Genomic DNA, 19,865 nt, shown 5'->3' on the forward strand with positions numbered 1-19,865 from the left:
GATGGCAGCGGCTCTTGCTGGCCGATCAGTCGCGCAGCATCGGCAGGTCCAGGCCCTGCTCGCGCGCGCAGTCGACGGCAATCTGGTAGCCGGCATCGGCATGGCGCATCACGCCCGTGGCAGGGTCGTTGTTGAGCACGCGGGCAATGCGTGCGGCGGCTTCATCGGTACCGTCGCAGACGATCACCACGCCAGAATGCTGCGAGAAGCCCATACCGACACCGCCGCCGTGGTGCAGGCTCACCCAGGTGGCGCCGCTCGCGGTGTTGAGCAGCGCGTTGAGCAGCGGCCAGTCGGAAACGGCGTCCGAGCCGTCCTGCATGGACTCGGTCTCGCGGTTCGGGCTGGCGACCGAGCCCGAATCGAGGTGGTCGCGGCCGATCACGATCGGCGCCGACAGCTCCCCGCTGCGCACCATCTCGTTAAACGCCAGGCCGAGCTTCGCGCGCAGGCCCAGGCCGACCCAGCAGATGCGCGCCGGCAGGCCCTGGAAGCTGATGCGCTCGCGCGCCATGTCGAGCCAGCGATGCAGGTGAGCGTCGTCGGGGATCAGTTCCTTGACCTTGGCGTCGGTCTTGTAGATGTCCTGCGGATCGCCCGACAGCGCGGCCCAGCGGAACGGGCCAATGCCGCGGCAGAACAGCGGGCGGATATAGGCCGGCACGAAGCCCGGGAAGTCGAACGCATTGTCGACGCCCTCTTCCTGCGCCATCTGGCGGATGTTGTTGCCGTAGTCGAAGGTCGGCACGCCCATCTTCTGGAAGGCCAGCATGGCGCGCACATGCACGGCCATCGACGCCTTGGCGGCCTTCACCACCACGGCCGGCTCGCGCTGGGCACGCTCGCGGTACTCGTCCCAGCCCCAGCCTGCCGGCAGGTAGCCGTTGAGCGGATCGTGCGCGCTGGTCTGGTCGGTGACCATGTCGGGGCGCACGCCGCGGCGCACGAGTTCGGGCAGCACTTCGGCGGCGTTGGCGCACAGCGCGATCGAGATCGACTTGCCTTGCGAGGTGTAGCGGTCGATGCGGGCCAGCGCGTCGTCGAGGTCGGTGGCCTGTTCGTCGACATAGCGCGTCTTCAGGCGGAAATCGATGCGGCTCTGCTGGCATTCGATGTTCAGCGAGCACGCACCGGCCAGCGTGGCGGCCAGCGGCTGCGCGCCGCCCATGCCGCCCAGGCCCGCGGTCAGCACCCAGCGGCCCTTCAGGTTGCCGCCGTAATGCTGGCGGCCGGCCTCGACGAAGGTCTCATACGTGCCCTGCACAATGCCCTGGCTGCCGATGTAGATCCACGAGCCGGCGGTCATCTGGCCGTACATGGCCAGGCCCTTGGCGTCGAGTTCGTTGAAGTGTTCCCAGTTGGCCCAGTGCGGCACCAGGTTGGAGTTGGCGATCAGCACGCGCGGGGCGTCGCGGTGGGTGCGGAACACACCGACCGGCTTGCCCGACTGGACCAGCAGGGTTTCGTCGTCTTCCAGGCGCGTCAGCACCTCGACGATGCGGTCATAGCATTCCCAGTTGCGCGCGGCGCGGCCGATGCCGCCATAGACCACCAGCTCCTTCGGGTTCTCCGCGACCTCGGGATCGAGGTTGTTCATCAGCATGCGCAGCGGCGCTTCGGTCAGCCAGCTCCTGGCGGTCAGCTTGTTGCCACGCGGGGCACGGATCTCAACATCGCGGAAACGGGGGTTTTCACTCACGGCAGCTCCTTCGGGATTCACTGGCCCGGCCACGCCGGGAAACGTCATCTGATAGTGGTGTATAGTGTTGTATATACAAGCACAGATGTATTGGGGTATTCCCGGGGATCGAAGAAGAATCGAGACCCTGAAGTGACTGCGCCCGGACTTTGCCGGGCGCGAGTGTCGAATCAGTAACGCAAGGTCAGGACGTGAATCGCCCTTCGAGCCGGTGCATCGAGCCCGGATGCAACAGGCGCACCGACGTCACCACGCGATTGCCGGACCAGGTACGGCGGCGGATCAGCAGGCAGGGCTCGCCGCGGTCGATCTGCAGCAGCGCGCATTCGTCGGGCGTGGCCAGCACGGCTTCGACCACGTGCTCGCCCTCGGTCAGCGGCGCCACGCGCGACAGGTATTCGTATGGGGTCTGGCGGGTAAAGTCCTGCTGCAGGTAGTCGGGCGCAACCGTCGGATTGACGTAGCGGTCCTCGAGCTGGATCGGCACATCGTCCTCGTAGTGCACGATCACCGTGTGGAACACGCGCTGGCTCTCGCCCACATCGAGCGCGGCGGCCCGCGCGGCGCCCGCCACCTCTTCGCTGCTCTTCACCACCCTGGCATGGTGGCGGTGGCCACGCGCCGCGATTTCCTCGGCGATATTGTTGACTGCGTACAGCGCGGAGTTGCGCTTGGGCTCCGCGACGAAGGTGCCGACGCCTTGCATGCGCACCAGCAAGCCATCGGCGGTCAGCTCACGCAATGCGCGATTGACCGTCATGCGGCTCACGCCGAGCTCTTCGACCAGTTCGGTTTCGGACGGCACGCGATGATGCGGCGGCCAGCTGCCATCGGCGATCCTGCTGCTGATGAACTGCTTGACGCGCGCATAGAGCGGTGCGGGCAGCGTATCGGACAGCCCGGCGGCGGGCCGGCCCGGCTGTGCGGAGGCTTGAGACAAAACGGTTTCCCTGTGGAGGCTGGCGCCGCCGGCAATGCTGCCAGGGCGCCCGCCGGACTTGTATAGAGCGGTGTTTACATCATCGCCGAATGTACCACGCGGCGCACCCCTGTCAGCCAGTCGCCAGCCGCCGCAGCGCCGCGGGCTGCAGCAGTTCCACCTGCCGGTAGTGCCGGCGTATCCAGCCAGCGTCCTCCCACGCCTGCAGGTATTTGGCCACGGTCTGGCGCGAGCGATTGACCATGTCGCCGAGGTCTTCGGCGGAAACGCGCACTACGTGGTCGGTACGGTCGGCCAGCTCGAGCAGTCGCGCGGCCATCCGCGCATCGACAGGCGCCTGCTGGGCGCGGTCGGCGTGGTCGAACGCGACGCGCAGGCGGGCGCAGATCTGCTGGACGATCAGTTGCATGCCTTCCGGGTGTGCAGCCAGGATGCGGTCGAAGTCGCGCCGACCCAGCACCAGCAGTTCGGTGCTGCCCACGGCGAACGCATCATGCGTGCGCGGCTTGCCGTCGAGCAGCGAAATCTCGCCGAACCAACGGCCGCGGCCGATCACCGAATAGACCGACTCGCGTCCGCTCTTGCTGACGCGGCTCATGCGCACGCGGCCCGACAGCACCATGCAGAAATAGGTGGGCGGATCTCCGCGCGCGAAGACCATATCGCCGTCGCCAAAACGCTGGCGGCGTGCGGCCTTCTGCACCGCATCGAGCACGCGGGCCGGCGCATTGCGCAGCCAGCCGCTCGCCACCACGCTGCGCGGCAGCGTCCTGCCGGATTCCACGCCTTTCACATCACCCCTCCCGCTGGCCAAAGCGAGATTGTCCAATACTTAACAGACTTGCGCTGGCGCCTGGGCGCAGAATGCCGCAGCACTCACGATACAGAAAGCACCCCCCGGAGGCATTCAAATGGCGCAAGTACAACTCGTCGATTCCGTCAGGGACCGCGTTTCCGACGCGGAATGGCAGATGCGCATAGACCTGGCGGCGGCCTATCGCCTGGTCGCGCATTTCGGCTGGGACGACCTGATCTTCACGCACATCTCGGCGCGCGTGCCCGACGCACCGGACCAGTTCCTGATCAACCCCTACGGCATGCTGTTCGACGAGATCACGGCGTCCAGCCTGGTCAAGGTCGACCATCACGGCCAGCCCGTGATGGACACGCCGTATGACGTCAACCCGGCTGGCTTCATCATCCACAGCGCCGTGCACGAAGCGCGCCCGGAAATCGGCTGCGTCATGCATACGCACACGCCGCACGGGGTGGCAGTGTCGGCCCAGCAGGCCGGCCTGCTGCCGCTCTCGCAGCAGGCCATGTTCGCGCGCATGGGCCTGGCCTACCACGACTACGAAGGCGTGGCGTTGCGCGAGGACGAAAAGGTGCGGCTGGTGGCCGATCTGGGCCGCAGCAAGCAGATGATCCTGCGCAACCACGGCCTGCTGACCTGCGGGCGCACGGTGTCCGACGCGTTCCTGACGATGTACACGCTGGAGTCGGCCTGCCGCGTCCAGATTCTCGCGCAAAGCGGCGGCACGCCGCTGACGCTGGTGCCGGAAGCCGTCAGCACCGGCGTGGGCGAGCAGGCGCGCCAGGCCACCAAGGGCAAGGGCTCGGGCCTGGCATGGCCGGGCCTGCTGCGCCGCCTCGACCGTATTCAACCCGACTTCCGCAACTGACATGGGCATCCTCGTACATCTTCCGTCGTTCATGGCGGGCCCCATCACCAACGCGCTGCGCGAAGCCGCGCCCGACATCCCTGTCTGGAACGGCCGCGAGAACGCGCCGGCCGACGAAGTCGAAGCGATCATCGCCTGGGGCCTGAAGCCCGGCGTGCTGCCCGCCTACCGCAACCTGCGCCTGATCTGCAGCGCCGCGGCCGGCGTCGACAAGCTCGTGAGCGCGCCCGACCTGCCGGAAAGCATGCCCGTCACGCGCGTCGTCGATCCGGGCCAACAGACCGGCATCGCGCACTACGTGCTCGCCATGGCCTTGCGCCATGCCCGCCGCCTCGGCACTTATGCCGAGCAACAGCGCCGCGGCGAATGGAAGCGCCACCCGGCCCCGGACCTCGCGCGCTGCCGCGTAGGCGTGCTTGGCATGGGCGAGATTGGCAGCGCCGTCGCGCGCACGTTCGCGACCATCGGCTTTCCGGTGGCTGGATGGAGCCGCAGCGGCAAAGGCATTCCAGGCGTGACCGACTACACCGGCGCCGAAGGTCTGTCGGCCATGCTCGCGCAGACCGACATCCTCGTCTGCACGCTGCCGCTCACGCCGCAGACCCACGGCCTGCTCAATCGGGAAACGTTGTCGCAACTGCCCGCCGGCGCGTTCTTCATCAACGTCGGCCGGGGCGAGCATCTGGTCGAACCCGATCTGATCGCGCTGATCGACGCAGGCCATCTGGCCGGTGCGGCGCTCGATGTGTTTTCGAAGGAGCCGCCCGAGCCCGGCGATCCGGTGTGGAACCATCCGCGCATCGAAGCCACGCCGCATATCGCATGCGATCCGTCGTATGAACTGGTGGCGCAGCAGTGTGTCGAGAACGTGCGCCGGATGCGGGATGGGCGGGAGCTGGTGAATCTGGTAGATCGGGCTGCCGGGTATTGAAGCTTTCGGAGATCGGCCCGGGCAGGGCTACGATTGCAAGCAGCCGAGCGCGGCGGCCTCAATCGAGCGAGGCTCTAGCGGATCTTGCCAAAGCCATCCGCCGCCCAACGAGCAGCGCTGTCGCGCGTCAGACGAAAATCCGGCCGCACCTTCACGGTGGCAATCACATCCCCGAACGAATCCACGGCCGTGAGCGTGCCGAAAGGCTCGAATTCATCTGGGGTGACAACAAGCCTGACCGTCAGCGCTCCGGATCCGGTCTCGATATTGCACTGCTTGTTGAGTTGGGCGTGCAATTGCTGCTCATGCCGCCGGATGACTTCCGTTGCAGTCTTGACCAGCGTCTGGTGAGCCGTGGCGTCGAGCGGCTTGGGATCGACCTTGTTTCTTCCCATGGTCCAGGGGCCGACCAGCGCTGGCTCGGCACTGCCATCGCGGATCATCTCGACCGCCCAGCCATCGCCGTCCTCGTTCTTGATCACCCGGGCCGTCCAGCCCTTGTCTCGCCAAAGTCGGGGCTCATGGATGGCAGAGGATTCTTGCTCCGAAAGTGCGTCGTCGGTGTCGTGCATCTATTGCGTTGTAGTGGTCGCAAACCAAACAGGAACTACTCAAGATGAAAAAAAGGGTTTGCAGGAAATCTCCCGCAAACCCTTTTCAGCATTGGTGGGCCTCCCGTGAGTCGAACACGGCACCAACGGATTATGAGTCCGCTGCTCTAACCAGGCATGAGCTAGAGGCCCGTGGAAGCGTTTAGTTGCCTTCCAGGAAACTCTTGAGCTTATCAGAGCGGCTCGGGTGGCGCAGCTTGCGCAGTGCCTTGGCCTCGATCTGGCGGATCCGTTCACGCGTGACGTCGAACTGCTTGCCGACCTCTTCCAGCGTGTGGTCGGTGCTCATTTCGATGCCGAATCGCATGCGCAGCACCTTGGCTTCGCGCGGCGTGAGCGAGTCCAGCACGTCCTTGACGACGTCGCGCATGGAGCCATGCAGCGCTGCTTCGGCCGGGGCCAGCGTGTTGGTGTCCTCGATGAAGTCGCCCAGATGGGAGTCGTCGTCGTCACCGATCGGCGTTTCCATGGAGATCGGCTCCTTGGCGATCTTCATGATCTTGCGGATCTTGTCTTCCGGCATCTCCATCTTCTCGGCCAGCGTTGCCGGATCCGGCTCGTTGCCGGTTTCCTGCAGGATCTGGCGCGAGATGCGGTTCATCTTGTTGATCGTCTCGATCATGTGCACCGGGATGCGGATGGTGCGCGCCTGGTCGGCGATCGAGCGCGTGATGGCCTGGCGGATCCACCACGTCGCATACGTCGAGAACTTGTAGCCGCGGCGGTATTCGAACTTGTCCACCGCCTTCATCAGGCCGATGTTGCCTTCCTGGATCAGGTCGAGGAACTGCAGGCCGCGGTTGGTGTACTTCTTGGCGATCGAGATCACCAGGCGCAGGTTGGCCTCGGTCATCTCGCGCTTGGCTTCGCGGGCGCGCTTCTCGCCTTCGGCCATCTTGCGGTTGACGCCCTTCAGTTCCTTCAGCGGCAGCACCACGCGCGCCTGCAGATCGATCAGCTTCTGCTGCAGCTCATGCACGGCCGGCACGTTGCGTTCGACGATGGCGCTGTAGGGCTTGCCGTCAGCCACCACGGTGCCGACCCACTCGAGGTTGGTTTCGTTGCCCGGGAAGCGGGCGACGAAGTCTGCGCGCGGCATGCCGCACTTGTCGACCACGATGTTCAGGATCGAGCGTTCGAGCTTGCGCACTTCGTCCACCTGGCCACGCAGGGTGTCGCACAGGCGCTCTACGCTGCGCGCGGTGAAGCGGATGCCCATCAGCTCGGCCTGGATCGCTTCCTGCGCCTTCACGTAAGGCTTGGACTTGTAGCCTTCCTTCTCGAAGGCGCGGCGCATCTTGTCGAACTGCTCGGCAATGATGCGGAACTTCTCCAGCGCGGACTGCTTCAGCTCCTCGAGCTGGCGTGCCGAGGCACCGGCGCCGGCAGCGTCGTCGTCTTCCTCTTCCTCGTCGGATTCCTCTTCCTCATCCGACTCCAGGTCTTCATCGTCCGACGCCGACGCGCCAGCGGCCTCTGCGGCCACTTCATCGGCGTTCGGGTCGATCAGGCCATCGACGAATTCGTCGATCTTGATCTCGTCGCTCGCGACGCGCTCGGCATTGGCGAGGATCTCCGAGATCGTGACCGGGCAGGCGGAAATGGCCATCACCATGTCCTTCAGTCCCGCCTCGATACGCTTGGCGATCACGATTTCGCCTTCACGCGTCAACAGCTCCACCGTGCCCATTTCGCGCATGTACATACGCACGGGGTCGGTGGTGCGGCCGAATTCCGAATCCACGGTCGACAGCGCGGCTTCAGCTTCTTCCTCGGCTTCTTCCTCGCTGGTGGCCGACGGGGCGTTGTCGTTCAGCAGCAGCGTTTCGGCGTCCGGGGCCTGTTCGTACACGGCAATGCCGATGTCGTTCAGGGTGGCGACGAGGGTGTCGATCGTCTCCGAATCGACCATGTCGTCCGGCAGGTGATCGTTGATTTCGGCGTAGGTCAGGTAGCCGCGCGACTTGCCGAGCTTGATCAGCGCCTTGAGCTTCTGGCGACGCAGCTCGAGCTCTTCCTCCGTGCCCTGCTGGGTCGAGGCGAACTCCTTGAGCAGGGCTTTTTCCTTGGCCTTGCGGTCCTTGGCCTTCTGTTTTTCGGTCTTCGGCGCCGCGGCGGGGGTCGCCGCACGCATGTCGTTCTCGTAAGACTCTTCGGTCACGTCGTCTGTAGTGCTGTCGTCGTGCTGCATCCCGGCCTTGGGCTTGCGGCCGCGCTTTTTCGGCTCCGGCTTGATTGCCGGCGCAGCGGGACGCTCGGATGCAACGGCTGCAGGAGAAGCGGCGCGTGCCTTGGACGCCGGCGCAGCAGCGCCCGCCTTGGCGCCTCCGCTCTTGGCACCGGCTGCTGCCGCCTGCTTGCTCTCGACTTCGGTATTCTGCTGTTTCGCCACGGTGATACTCTTGCCTTTCACTGGTGCAGATGCGGCAACCTTGCCGCTCGTACTGGCGCTCTTGCCGCTCTCGCGTGCCGAAGTCGAGGCCTTTGTCGTTTCGGATGTGCGATGCCTGGTGGCAGTGGTCACGGCGGGCGATTCGACGCCTCGCGTTGACTTTGATGGCGCAGACCGGGCCGGAGTCTTGACTGACGCGGTCGATGTCTTCGCCGCCGTTGATTTCACAGACGCCTTGCCGCTCCCTGATTGGGGAGCTTTCACGGAAACCTTTTCGGTTGCTTTGGCCTTTGCCATTGGCACGCTCACTTTCACCAGATCTGGAGAGAAAGATTTCGCAATCCAAACCGGCTATTGTAGCACGCCACAGATAGCCAGCTTCCTGTCAGGTATGGGTTTCACCTGAAAAATCAAGGCTTAAGCTCGATACTGCGCCGGCTCAGGCCCTTACATCCTCGTTGCCGCCACCTCCAAATGCACCATTGGCTGCACGCCCCTGCAGGCTAGCCAAGCCGCCGCCGGCGATGGATTTCTCCAACCAGCCAGCGCATGCGCTGCTTGGCCGCCTCGTCCGCGGTGCCCGCCACCACGGCGGCCTGAAGCCTGTCCAGCTCCCGGCTCAGCGGTTCGGCCAGCAGCTTTGTGACGGCGGCATCGAACTCGTGCGTCGCGGGCTCCTCTTCAATCTCTTCGCGCAGCACCGCCGTGCGCGCCGAGGCATATGCCTCGGCATAGGGCGATTGCGCCAGGTGCTCGCTGAATCCCGCAAAATTCACCTGTCCCTGCACCTCGTCGCAAGCGGCAACCAGGTGCGCCAGCACCTCGGTATTTCCACTTTCCGCGTCAAGCAGCAGTGCACGGCTATCTTCATCGAGCCGCGCCGACAGTGACGGATAGCACATCAGCAGCTGCAGCACGCGCTGCTCCAAGCCGGTCGGCGCCTGGCGCCGTGCGCGCGGACGCGGCTGCGCAAAGCGGCCGGCGCGGGCCGGATCGCTGCGCAGGCCGCAGATCGCCTCGATCTCCGCCGGCGTCGTACCCGTAGCATCGGCAAGTTCGCGGATGATCTGTAGCCGCAGGCCGCCCGCAGGCATGGCCTGTAACAGCGGCTTGGCCTCGTATTGCGCACGGGCACGGCCCTCAGGCTGGCGCATGTCCAACTCTTCCGTCACCGACTGCAACAGGAAGCGCGACAGCGGCATGGCGTCGCGAACCTGTGCGGCAAATGCCTCGGTGCCCTCTTCGCGCACATAGCTGTCGGGATCGTGCTCTGCCGGCAGGAACAGGAACCGAATGGCCTTGTTGTCGGCCACATGGGGCAGGCAGGCTTCGAGCGCGCGCCGCGCGGCACGCCGCCCCGCAGCGTCTCCATCGAACGAGAACACCACGGAATCGGTCTGCCGCAGCAGCTTCTGCACGTGCACAGGCGTGCACGCCGTGCCAAGCGTGGCCACGGCATTGGCAAACCCGAGTTGCGCCAGCGCCACGACATCCATATACCCTTCGACCACAAGAACGTAGCCGGTTTCCCGAATGGCATGGCGCGCCTCGAACAGCCCATACAGCTCGGTGCCCTTGCTGAACAGCGGCGTCTCGGGCGAATTGAGGTACTTTGGCTCGCCCTGCCCCATGACGCGCCCGCCGAAGCCGATCACGGCCCCTTTGGTGTTACGGATGGGGAACATGATGCGGTCACGGAAGCGGTCATAGCGGCGTGGCTTGCCGTCCGCATCGCGCTTCTCGCTGCTTTCGATCAGCAGGCCAGCTTCCACGAGCGGGGCGGCGATGGTGTCGTCGCGATAGCTGCCAAAGACCGCCTCCAGGCCTTGCCAGTCGTCCGGCGCGTAGCCAAGTCCGAACTGCGCCGCGATCTCGCCGGTCAGGCCGCGCCCTTTCAGGTACTGGATGGCCTGTGGCGCGCCGCGCAGTTGCTTGCGGTAGAACTCGGTGGCGCGGGTCATGGCGTCGGACAAGGCCACCGAGCGCGCCTGCTGCTCGGCACGCTGGCCTGGCGGCAGGCGGTCGCGCTCCTCGGGCACGGTCATGCCGACCGACTGGGCCAGTTCCCGCACAGCTTCCGGATAGGACTGGCCGGAATATTCCATCAGGAAACCGATGGCCGAGCCATGTGCGCCGCAGCCGAAGCAGTGGTAGAACTGCTTGGTCGGCGACACCGTGAAAGACGGCGATTTCTCGTTATGGAAGGGGCACAGCCCCATGAAATTGGCGCCGCCCTTCTTCAACTGCACATACTTGCCCACCACATCGACAATGTCGACACGGTTGAGCAGGTCCTGAATGAAGGATTGCGGAATCACCCGACTGACCGTCCTGATGGCATGGCCGTCCCGTGGCCGGGCAGCCGCTTTTTTAGGAATGCGTGACCGGAAATGCTCCCGGTTGCTATCGAATTATTGTAGTGTAGGCGCGACAGTACGCCCGAACTATCTGCAACGCCGGCCAATCCCGACCATCAGCCAGCGATCTTCGATCAATTGTATTAAACGTACACTTACTTGGCCAGCACGGCCTTGACCAGCGCGGAGACAGCGGTCATGTCGGCACGGCCGGCCAGCTTCGACTTGAGCACGCCCATGACCTTGCCCATGTCCTGCGGGCCGGCGGCACCGGTCTGCGCCACGGCCTGCTGGACTTCGGCCGCCACCTCGGCATCCGACAGCGCGGCCGGCATGTAGACCTTCAGCACTTCGACTTCGGCCTGCTCCTTCTGGACCAGGTCGTCCCGGCCAGCCTGCTGGAACTGGCTGATGGAGTCCTTGCGCTGCTTGATCAGCTTTTCCACCACGGCCAGCACGGCGGTGTCGTCCAGTTCGATGCGCTCGTCGACTTCACGCTGCTTGATAGCCGCCAGCAGCAAGCGGATGGTGCCGAGGCGCTCGGTTTCGCGGGCGCGCATGGCGGCCTTCATGTCATCGCTGATTTGGGCTTTGAGGGACATCGTGATCTTCCGGAAACGGGTTGGCGGGCGGCTGCCTGCAAACCAGAAACGCAAAAACCCGCCGCGACCTGGCCACAGCGGGCCTGCACGCATTGGCGGGCGCCATCAGTACAGCAATTTTTGGCGGCATCTGGCTACGAATGCGCTTTTCGTGGCGCAGTCAGCTTTTCTACAGCCAGTTATGCAGAGCTGTCGATTGTAGCACCACGCCTTAGCAGCGGAAGACGCCCGCGCCGTGCGGCCGGCGTCGCATTCACGCCACCGCGCGGCCATTGCGCGCGGCCTCGGCCAGGGCCTGTCCGGCCGCGACCGCCGACGCCCAGGCCCACTGAAAGTTGTAGCCGCCGAGCCAGCCGGTCACGTCGACCACCTCGCCGATGAAATACAGGCCCTGCACCTCGCGCGCCATCATGGTGGCGGAAGACAGTCCGCGTGTATCCACCCCGCCCAGCGTCACTTCGGCCTTGCGGTAGCCTTCCGTGCCGGATGGCACCAGGCGCCAGTCGTTCAGCGCCGCCCCAAGTCGCCGCAGCGCCTTGTCGGCAATGTCATGCAGCGGCAGACTGCCGTCGACGCCGGCCGCCATGCACCACGCGTCTGCCAGCCGCGCGGGCAGGCGTTGCGCCAGCAGGTTGGCCAGGTGCTTGCGGCTGCCCGCCTTCTGCTCCAGCAGCCAGTCGGCGGCATCCTCGCCGTCGAACAGGTCGATCTTGATGGGCGCGTCCGGGCGCCAGAAGCTCGAGATCTGCAGCACGGCCGGACCAGACAGGCCGCGGTGCGTCCACAGCAGGTCTTCACGGAACGCGCCGGCCGTCTTGCCGGTGCCGGTCGAGATATCCACTTCGAGCGACACCCCGGCCAGCGGCACGAACGGCTGCCAGGCCTGGCCGTCGAAGGTCAGCGGCACGAGCGCCGGCCGGGTTTCGACGATCTTCAGGCCGAACTGGCGGGCAATCCGGTAGCCGAGGTCCGTGGCGCCGATCTTCGGGATCGAAAGGCCTCCGGTGGCCACCACAAGCGCGCCTGCGCGCACGGTGCCCTGGGACGTCAGCAGCAGGTAGTCGTCGCCCTCGCGGCGGATCTCGGCGATGCTGCAGCCGGTCTGCCAGCGCACATGGCCGGCATCGCACTCGGCGCGCAGCATGGCAATGACGTCTTCCGCGCTGTTGTTGCAGAACAGCTGGCCGCGATGCTTTTCATGCCAGTCGATGCGATAGCGCCGCATCAGGTCCAGGAAGTGCTGCGGCGTGTAGCGCGCCAGCGCCGAGCGGCAGAAGTGCGGGTTGGCCGACAGGTAATTGGCCGGCCCCGCCTGCAGGTTGGTGAAATTGCAGCGGCCGCCGCCGGAAATGCGGATCTTCTCGGCCAGCCGCTTGGCGTGGTCGATCAGCACCACGCGCGCGCCGCCCTGGCCCGCCACGGCGGCACACATCATGCCGGCCGCGCCCGCGCCCAGCACGGCCACGTCATACCGGCCCGCCTGCAAGCCCGCCGAACCGCTCATCCCAACCCTCGCCAATCCAAACCCTGCCACGCAGGAAAGCGCAGATTGTAGCGAAAAGCGCGCCAGCCGCCGGTGTGCTACCCTGCTGGCCTCTACCCTTCACGCAACCTGTTGTTTTGACGGCTGTTTCGACCGAATCAGACCGCCCACTCCACTCCCTCATGCTTGTCCTCGGCATCGAATCCTCCTGCGACGAAACCGGCCTGGCCCTCTACGACACCGAAGCCGGCCTGCTGTCGCACGCCCTGCATTCGCAGATCGCCATGCACCGCGACTACGGCGGCGTGGTACCCGAACTGGCCTCGCGCGACCATATCCGCCGCGTATTGCCGCTGCTGGAGCAGGTGTTGGACGACGCCAGCCGCACCCGCGCCGACATCGATGCCATTGCGTTCACGCAGGGCCCGGGACTCGCCGGCGCGCTGCTCGTCGGCGCCTCGGTGGCCAACGCGCTGGGCTTCGCGCTGAACGTGCCGATGATCGGCGTGCATCATCTGGAAGGCCACCTGCTGTCGCCGCTGCTCACGCGCGAGCCGCCGCCCTTCCCGTTCGTGGCGCTGCTGGTCTCCGGCGGCCATACCCAGCTGATGGAAGTGAACGGCATCGGCGACTATGCCCTGCTCGGCGAGACGCTGGACGACGCCGCCGGCGAAGCCTTCGACAAGACCGCCAAGCTGCTCGGCCTGGGCTATCCCGGCGGCCCCGAGGTGTCGCGCCTGGCCGAATTCGGCACGCCCGGCGCGTTCGAGCTGCCCCGGCCGATGCTGCATTCGGGCAATCTCGATTTCTCGTTTGCCGGCCTCAAGACCGCCGTGCTGACGCAGACGCGCAAGCTGGCCAACACCTGCGAACAGGACCGCGCCAACCTGGCACGGTCCTTCGTCGATGCCATCGTCGATGTGCTGGCTGCAAAATCCATGGCCGCCCTCAAGCAGACTGGTCACAAGCGGCTGGTGGTGGCCGGCGGCGTCGGCGCCAACCAGCAGTTGCGCGAGCGCCTGAACCAGCTCGGCAAGCAGCGCAGGATCGACGTCTATTACCCGGACCTGGCCTTCTGCACCGACAACGGCGCGATGATCGCTTTCGCCGGCGCCATGCGTCTGCAGGCGGCGCCGCAGCTCGCGCAGCGCAACTACGGCTACGGCGTGACGCCGCGCTGGGACCTGTCGGACATCCGGCTGCCTTCCGCCGCCTGAGCGGTTTCCCATCGCAGAATGCAGAAAGGCCACCGCGAAGGTGGCCTTTCCGTTTGGGCCCTGACTGGCTTACGCCGTCGGTTCCAGCCGCTTGTCGCGCTCGATCACCGCATAGGCGCTGTGGTTGTGGATCGACTCGAAGTTCTCGGCTTCGAGCACGTAAGCCACGATGCGGTCATCGGCATTGAGCCGCATGGCGATGTCGCGCACCAGGTCTTCCACGAACTTCGGGTTCTCGTAGGCACGCTCGGTCACGAACTTCTCGTCGGGCCGCTTGAGCAGGCCCCACAGCTCGCACGAGGCCTCTTCTTCCGCCATGCGTACCAGCGCTTCCACCGGAAGCTCGCCGGCAAGCTCCACGTTCATGGTGATGTGCGAACGCTGATTGTGCGCGCCGTATTGCGAGATCTTCTTCGAGCACGGGCACAGGCTCGTCACCGGCACCAGCGCTTTAAGGAACACGCGCGTCACGCCGTTGCGGATCTCGCCGGCCAGCGTCACCTCGTAGTCCATCAGCGACTCCACGCCCGACACGGGAGCGATCTTGCTGATGAAGTACGGGAACGTGACCTCGATGCGGCCGGCCTCGGCTTCGAGCTTTTCGAGCATCTTGTCGAGCAGCACGCGGAAGCTTGCCAGCTCCAGCGGGGCGCGCTCTTCCTCGAGCAGCGCGACGAAGCGCGACATGTGCGTGCCCTTGACCTCAGCAGGCAGATGCACATCGAGGTTGAAGGTGCCCACGCTCGGGACCACGCCAGCCGGCGTCTTCAGCGAGACCGGGTAGCGCACGCCCTTGACACCGACACGCTGGATGGGGATCTGGCGGGTGTCACGGCTCGACTGGACGTCGGGCATCACGAAGGCGGGATTGATGTCATTCATCTACGGTTTCCTCCAGGGCTGCGCCACGGGATGGCACAAGTCCTTACGGTCGCGGCATTTTCGCAGTCCATCCATGCCGCGCAACGAGTGTGAAACCACGGCGCCGGCAAACCTCACGCCGACCCGCAGCTGCGAACACAAAAAACGGGAAGTTTAAGGGAATTCACACGGAGCCGCCGGAAGCGGCTCCGTACCCCTACACGGCGTACGGGTGATGCAAGGCACCCGTATCGTGTCAGGCCACGCGCGAAGCGACCGCTACGGGCGCCTGGCCAATGCCGAAGCGCTCGCGTACGGAGCGCTCGATACCGGCGGCATCGAGCCCGCACTGCGACAGCAGCAGGGCCGGGTCGCCATGGTCGATGAAGCGGTCGGGCAAGCCCAGCACCAGCACGGGGATGTCGATGCCCGCTTCGGCCAGCGCCTCAAGCACGGCGCTGCCGGCGCCGCCCATGACACTGCCCTCTTCCACCGTCACCAGATAGTCATGCTCGCTGGCCAGGCGCTTGACCAGCTCGACGTCGAGCGGCTTGACGAAGCGCATATCGGCCACCGACGCGTCGAGCGCCTGCGCCGCGCCGAGCGCCGGGTGCACCATGGAGCCAAAGCCCAGGAACGCCACGCGCTGGCCCGCACGCGCACCGCCGGTGCGGCGCATCACGCCCTTGCCGACCGGCACGTCCGTCAGCGCGGCCGCGGTGGCCACGCCCTGGCCAGCACCGCGCGGGTAACGTACCGCGGTCGGGCAGTCCTGGCGGAACGCCGTCGTCAGCAGTTGACGGCATTCGCTCTCGTCGGACGGCGTCATCACCATCATGTTGGGGATGCAGCGCAGGTAGGCAATGTCGTAGGCGCCGGCGTGCGTGGCACCGTCGGCGCCGACCAGGCCCGCGCGGTCCAGCGCGAATACCACCGGCAGGTTCTGCAGCGCCACGTCATGGATCAGCTGGTCATAGCCGCGCTGCAGGAACGTGGAGTAGATCGCCACGACCGGTTTCAGGCCTTCGCAGGCCATGCCGCCCGCGAACGTCACCGCGTGCTGTTCCGCGATGCCGACGTCGTAGTAGCGATCCGGGAAGCGCTTCTCGAACTCGACCATGCCCGAGCCCTCGCGCATCGCCGGCGTGATGCCGATCAGGCGCTTGTCGGCGGCGGCCATGTCGCACAGCCATTCGCCGAAGACCTGCGTATAGGTCTTGCGCGCCGGCTTGGCGGCCGGGCGGATGCCTTCGGCCGGGTTGAACTTGCCCGGGCCGTGATAGAGGATCGGGTCGGCCTCGGCCAGCTTGTAGCCCTGGCCCTTCTTGGTCACCACGTGCAGGAACTGCGGCCCCGCGCCTTCGAGCGCGCGCTTGCGGATGTTCTGCAGCGTGGGCACCAGCGAATCGAGGTCGTGCCCGTCGATCGGCCCGATGTAGTTGAAGCCGAACTCCTCGAACAGCGTCGCCGGCACCATCATGCCCTTGGCGTGTTCCTCGAAGCGCTTGGCGAATTCCAGCACTGGCGGCGCCACCGACAGCACCTTCTCGAGGCCTTTCTTGGTGGCCGCGTAGAACTGGCCGCTCAGCAGCCGTGCCAGGTGCTTGTTGAGCGCGCCCACTGGCGGCGAGATCGACATGTCGTTGTCGTTCAGCACCACCACGAGCGGCAGGTCCTTGTAGACGCCAGCATTGTTCAGCGCCTCGAAGGCCATGCCCGCGGTCATCGCGCCGTCACCGATCACGGCGATCGACACACGCTTCTCGCCGAGCGTGCGCGCGCCCAGGGCCATGCCCAGCGCGGCCGAGATCGAGGTCGACGAATGCGCCGTGCCGAAAGTGTCGTACTCGCTTTCGCTGCGGCGCGGGAAGCCCGAGATGCCGCCGAACTGGCGCAGCGTGTTCATGCGGTCGCGCCGGCCGGTCAGGATCTTGTGCGGATAGCTCTGGTGGCCCACGTCCCAGACGACGCGGTCGTCGGGGGTATGGAAAACGTAGTGCAGCGCGATGGTCAGTTCCACCGTGCCGAGGTTCGACGAGAGGTGGCCGCCAGTCTGCGAGACAGACTCCAGCACGTAGGCGCGAAGTTCATCGGCCAGTGTCCGCAATTCGCGCCGGTCCAGCTTGCGCAGGTCTGCGGGGGCGTCAATCTTTTTGAGCAGTGCGTAGGTCATGATGTCCGTTCGGCCGCCGGTTTCTGCTGCCCGGCTTTTCAGTTCAATGTGAGCGCAGCACGATCAGGTCAGCCAGATCGGCCAGGCGGCCCGCCCTTGCGCCAAAGCCAGCCAGCGCGTCGTGCGCCGACTGGCGCAGTTCGGCAGCCAGCGCACGCGCCGCGTCCAGCCCCATCAGCGAGACATAGGTCGGCTTGTCGTGCGCGGCGTCCTTGCCCGCGGTCTTGCCAAGCGTGGCGGTATCTGCGGTGACGTCCAGAATATCGTCTACCACCTGGAACGCCAATCCCACGGCTGCCGCGTACCGGTCCAGCGCCGCCAGGCCTTGCGCGTCGATGTCGCCACACAGCGCGCCCATGCGCACGCTCGCGCGCAGCAGCGCACCGGTCTTCATGCGGTGCATGGCTTCGAGCGCATCGCGCGACATGGCCTTGCCCACGTTCTGCAGGTCGATGGCCTGGCCGCCGGCCATGCCGACCGAGCCCGATGCCACGGCCAGCTCAGCCACCAGCTTCAGCCGCGCCTCAGGCTGCACCGCCTGAGCCCGGGCCAGCAAGATGAAGGCCTGGGTCTGCAGCGCATCGCCCACCAACAGTGCGGTGGCCTCGTCATAGGCCTTGTGCACCGTCGGGCGGCCGCGGCGCAGGTCGTCGTCGTCCATGCAAGGCATGTCGTCGTGCACGAGCGAGTAAGCGTGGATCATTTCCACCGCGCAGGCCGCGGCATCGCAGGCCTCGGCGCTCGCACCCGTCACTTCACCGGCGGCATGCACCAGCAGCGGCCGTACGCGCTTGCCGCCGCCGAGCACAGCATAACGCATGGCCTCGTGCAGTGTATGCGGCACGGTGTCGGCATTTGGCAACGCCTGGTCCAGCGCGGCCTCGGTCCGGGCGCCCTGCGCCCGCATCCAGCTTGCGAAATCGGTCATTCCTGCTCCAGGCCGTTGGTGTTTCCGGCATTTCCGGCGTCTGCGGCCATGGGCTTCAGCACGTCGCCTTCGAGCACCCTGACCTGCTGCTCCACCCGCTCGAGCTTCTGCTGGCAGTAGCGGACCAGCTCGGCGCCACGGCGGTATGCCGCCAGCGAGGCTTCCAGCGGCAACTCGCCACTTTCCATGCTGGCCACCAGCGTTTCGAGCTCGGCCATTGCCGCTTCGTACGAAGCAGGCGGTGTGGGGCCTGCCGCAGTGTCTTCGGTCTGGACCGGATCGGTCGTGGTTTTTGGCATCTCAGGCCTTGGAACAATGGGAAGCCCGGATTTTACGCCAAACCCGGCCCCCGCCCCACCCCGGTGCTTGGCGCATGCGCCACTCGGAACCGCCCGTTGCATGGAATGTGACTTGTGCGCTCGGGTCGTCTTTCCGAATGCGCCCGGTACGGCACCCCGATGACGACCCGGGTCGACTTTTTCGCTAAAAAGGCAAAAAAATCAGGCCCTTAACTTTTTGGGGTGGGGTACAATCCCCGGCTCGTCGCCGCAGTCAGCGCAGGCCCTGCCAGGCCCGCAAAGCCGGTCGACAGTGTTTCCCAAATCGATTCATTTTTCGATGGTTGGGTTGTTCACTGCTTTCACCTGTTATCTGGGAGTGGGGATAATGTCCAATCTCAGCACCGCGCTCAAACTGGCGCCGGCTGATACGCAACTGCCCGTTGATGTCTACTTCGACGAGGCGCTGCATCAACAAGAACTAGAACTGCTGTTCAGGAAGGGTCCGGGCTATGTCGGCCACGAACTGATGGTCCCGGAGGTAGGCGACTACCACACCCTCAAGGCGGAGGACGAGGGCCGCATGCTGGTCCGCAACGCCGCCGGCGTGGAGCTCATGTCCAACGTCTGCCGCCACCGCCAGGCCATCATGCTCAACGGCAAGGGCAACGCGAAGAACATCGTCTGCCCGCTGCACCGCTGGACCTACGACCTGAAAGGCGAACTGCTCGGCGCGCCGCATTTCGACCAGCAGCCCTGCCTGCACCTGAAGCGTTCGCCCCTGCAGAACTGGAACGGCCTGCTGTTCGACGGCAAGCGCGACGTGCGCGCCGACCTTGCCAGGCTGGGCGTGGCCGAGGACCTGAACTTCGAAGGCTACATGCTCGACCATGTCGAGGTCCACGAGTGCAACTACAACTGGAAGACCTTCATCGAGGTCTACCTGGAGGACTACCACGTCGTGCCGTTCCACCCGGGACTGGGCAGCTTTGTCTCGTGCGACGACCTGAAGTGGGAGTTCGGCGAGTGGCACAGCGTCCAGACCGTGGGCCTGCACGCCGACCTGAAGCGGCCGGGCAGCCCGACGTACCAGAAATGGCACGACGAGGTCCTGCGCTTCAACAACGGCGTACTGCCCAGGCACGGCGCGATCTGGCTCACGTACTACCCCAACATCATGGTGGAGTGGTACCCCAACGTGCTGGTGGTCTCCACGCTGCACCCGATGGGGCCGCGCAAGACCCGCAACGTGGTCGAGTTCTACTACCCCGAGGAAATCACGCTGTTCGAGCGCGAATTCATCGAGGCCGAGCGCGCTGCGTATATGGAGACCTGCATCGAGGACGACGAGATCGCCGAACGCATGGATGCCGGCCGCCTGGCCCTGCTCAAGCGCGGCACCAGCGAGGTCGGCCCGTACCAGTCGCCGATGGAAGATGGCATGCAGCACTTCCACGAGTGGTACCGGCGCGCCATGGCCTACCAAGGCTGAACGGCGCGGACTGAACGCCACGGAGCCGCGGGCGATTACCGCACAAGGCAAGCATGAACGGACCGCCCAAGCGGTCCGTTTTGCGTTGGCGGCGCCACAACGCACGCTACAATGCCTGCTCGGTCGGGCCACAGCGCCCCACCGCCCCGATTCGCGACGCGGGGCCGCTGCACCATGAAGCCCTGCTCGCGCGCCATTTCGATCCGCCTCCTCCCTCGC

The 19,865-nt window shown here is 65.7% G+C and carries 17 protein-coding genes and 1 tRNA gene; 5 read left to right on the forward strand and 13 right to left on the reverse strand.

The genetic code is table 11. The annotated features are described in order from the left end of the window. Positions 1 to 25: 25 nt before the first annotated feature. From hutU to LDO29_RS14150, 3 genes are all read right to left on the reverse strand, one after another. On the reverse strand, positions 26 to 1,699 hold the full coding sequence (gene hutU, locus LDO29_RS14140) for a urocanate hydratase (RefSeq protein WP_224080417.1): 1,674 nt from the start codon (positions 1,697 to 1,699) through the stop codon (positions 26 to 28). A 184-nt stretch (positions 1,700 to 1,883) separates the two neighbouring features. Continuing rightward, on the reverse strand, positions 1,884 to 2,639 hold the full coding sequence (gene hutC, locus LDO29_RS14145; RefSeq protein WP_224080418.1) for a histidine utilization repressor: 756 nt from the start codon (positions 2,637 to 2,639) through the stop codon (positions 1,884 to 1,886). A gap of 112 nt (positions 2,640 to 2,751) precedes the next feature. Beyond that, the gene (locus LDO29_RS14150) at positions 2,752 to 3,432 is read right to left on the reverse strand and encodes a Crp/Fnr family transcriptional regulator (protein WP_224080419.1); all 681 of its coding nucleotides are present in this window, start codon (positions 3,430 to 3,432) and stop codon (positions 2,752 to 2,754) included. Positions 3,433 to 3,550: 118 nt separating this feature from the next. Here LDO29_RS14150 and LDO29_RS14155 point away from each other — a divergent pair, with 118 nt between their 5' ends. Next, on the forward strand, positions 3,551 to 4,321 hold the full coding sequence (locus LDO29_RS14155) for a class II aldolase/adducin family protein (RefSeq protein WP_224080420.1): 771 nt from the start codon (positions 3,551 to 3,553) through the stop codon (positions 4,319 to 4,321). A gap of 1 nt (position 4,322) precedes the next feature. Further along, the gene (locus LDO29_RS14160) at positions 4,323 to 5,252 is read left to right on the forward strand and encodes a 2-hydroxyacid dehydrogenase (protein ID WP_224080421.1); all 930 of its coding nucleotides are present in this window, start codon (positions 4,323 to 4,325) and stop codon (positions 5,250 to 5,252) included. 74 nt (positions 5,253 to 5,326) lie between these two features. On the opposite strand, the gene LDO29_RS14165 is transcribed toward LDO29_RS14160, so the two are convergent. The 3 genes from LDO29_RS14165 to rpoD form a co-directional block, all read right to left on the reverse strand. Then, on the reverse strand, positions 5,327 to 5,824 hold the full coding sequence (locus tag LDO29_RS14165) for a hypothetical protein (RefSeq protein ID WP_224080422.1): 498 nt from the start codon (positions 5,822 to 5,824) through the stop codon (positions 5,327 to 5,329). A gap of 92 nt (positions 5,825 to 5,916) precedes the next feature. Further along, positions 5,917 to 5,995 (reverse strand) — tRNA-Ile (locus tag LDO29_RS14170). A 10-nt stretch (positions 5,996 to 6,005) separates the two neighbouring features. Continuing rightward, positions 6,006 to 8,276 carry an RNA polymerase sigma factor RpoD gene (rpoD, locus tag LDO29_RS14175; protein ID WP_224080423.1) on the reverse strand — a complete coding sequence of 757 codons (2,271 nt, stop codon included), beginning with the start codon at positions 8,274 to 8,276 and terminating at the stop codon, positions 6,006 to 6,008. Here rpoD and LDO29_RS14180 point away from each other — a divergent pair. Further along, positions 8,266 to 8,661 carry a hypothetical protein gene (locus tag LDO29_RS14180; protein ID WP_224080424.1) on the forward strand — a complete coding sequence of 132 codons (396 nt, stop codon included), beginning with the start codon at positions 8,266 to 8,268 and terminating at the stop codon, positions 8,659 to 8,661. The two genes, rpoD and LDO29_RS14180, sit on opposite strands and share 11 nt — an antisense overlap. 97 nt (positions 8,662 to 8,758) lie before the next feature. Here LDO29_RS14180 and dnaG read toward each other — a convergent pair whose 3' ends face one another. From dnaG to LDO29_RS14195, 3 genes are all read right to left on the reverse strand, one after another. After that, a complete protein-coding gene (gene dnaG, locus LDO29_RS14185) occupies positions 8,759 to 10,573 on the reverse strand; it encodes a DNA primase (protein ID WP_224080425.1) in 1,815 nt (604 codons plus the stop codon). Between the two features lie 194 nt (positions 10,574 to 10,767). Continuing rightward, positions 10,768 to 11,214 (reverse strand): GatB/YqeY domain-containing protein, encoded by a 447-nt coding sequence (locus LDO29_RS14190; RefSeq protein ID WP_224080426.1) that lies wholly within the window; start codon positions 11,212 to 11,214, stop codon positions 10,768 to 10,770. Positions 11,215 to 11,467: 253 nt separating this feature from the next. Continuing rightward, the gene (locus LDO29_RS14195) at positions 11,468 to 12,718 is read right to left on the reverse strand and encodes a BaiN/RdsA family NAD(P)/FAD-dependent oxidoreductase (protein WP_224080427.1); all 1,251 of its coding nucleotides are present in this window, start codon (positions 12,716 to 12,718) and stop codon (positions 11,468 to 11,470) included. A 161-nt stretch (positions 12,719 to 12,879) separates the two neighbouring features. Here LDO29_RS14195 and tsaD point away from each other — a divergent pair, with 161 nt between their 5' ends. Beyond that, the gene (gene tsaD, locus LDO29_RS14200) at positions 12,880 to 13,914 is read left to right on the forward strand and encodes a tRNA (adenosine(37)-N6)-threonylcarbamoyltransferase complex transferase subunit TsaD (RefSeq protein WP_224080428.1); all 1,035 of its coding nucleotides are present in this window, start codon (positions 12,880 to 12,882) and stop codon (positions 13,912 to 13,914) included. 69 nt (positions 13,915 to 13,983) lie between these two features. Here tsaD and folE2 read toward each other — a convergent pair whose 3' ends face one another. The 4 genes from folE2 to LDO29_RS14220 all read right to left on the reverse strand — a co-directional run bounded on the left by folE2 (position 13,984) and on the right by LDO29_RS14220 (position 18,175). Then, complete coding sequence (gene folE2, locus LDO29_RS14205) at positions 13,984 to 14,796, reverse strand: GTP cyclohydrolase FolE2 (RefSeq protein ID WP_224080429.1); 813 nt, start codon at positions 14,794 to 14,796, stop codon at positions 13,984 to 13,986. 235 nt (positions 14,797 to 15,031) lie between these two features. After that, positions 15,032 to 16,948 carry a 1-deoxy-D-xylulose-5-phosphate synthase gene (gene dxs / locus LDO29_RS14210; protein ID WP_224080430.1) on the reverse strand — a complete coding sequence of 639 codons (1,917 nt, stop codon included), beginning with the start codon at positions 16,946 to 16,948 and terminating at the stop codon, positions 15,032 to 15,034. Positions 16,949 to 16,991: 43 nt separating this feature from the next. Next, complete coding sequence (locus LDO29_RS14215; RefSeq protein ID WP_224080431.1) at positions 16,992 to 17,876, reverse strand: polyprenyl synthetase family protein; 885 nt, start codon at positions 17,874 to 17,876, stop codon at positions 16,992 to 16,994. Then, positions 17,873 to 18,175: an exodeoxyribonuclease VII small subunit gene (locus tag LDO29_RS14220; protein ID WP_224080432.1), complete on the reverse strand. Its 303-nt coding sequence runs from the start codon at positions 18,173 to 18,175 to the stop codon at positions 17,873 to 17,875. Before LDO29_RS14220 ends, LDO29_RS14215 begins: the two co-directional genes overlap by 4 nt. Positions 18,176 to 18,542: 367 nt before the next feature. Between LDO29_RS14220 and LDO29_RS14225 the strand changes: the two genes are divergently transcribed. Further along, a complete protein-coding gene (locus LDO29_RS14225; RefSeq protein ID WP_224080433.1) occupies positions 18,543 to 19,646 on the forward strand; it encodes an aromatic ring-hydroxylating oxygenase subunit alpha in 1,104 nt (367 codons plus the stop codon). The last annotated feature ends 219 nt before the right edge of the window (positions 19,647 to 19,865 follow it).

Origin of the sequence: Cupriavidus laharis (assembly GCF_914271435.1) — a bacterium.
In the GTDB taxonomy this organism is placed as follows: domain Bacteria; phylum Pseudomonadota; class Gammaproteobacteria; order Burkholderiales; family Burkholderiaceae; genus Cupriavidus; species Cupriavidus laharis.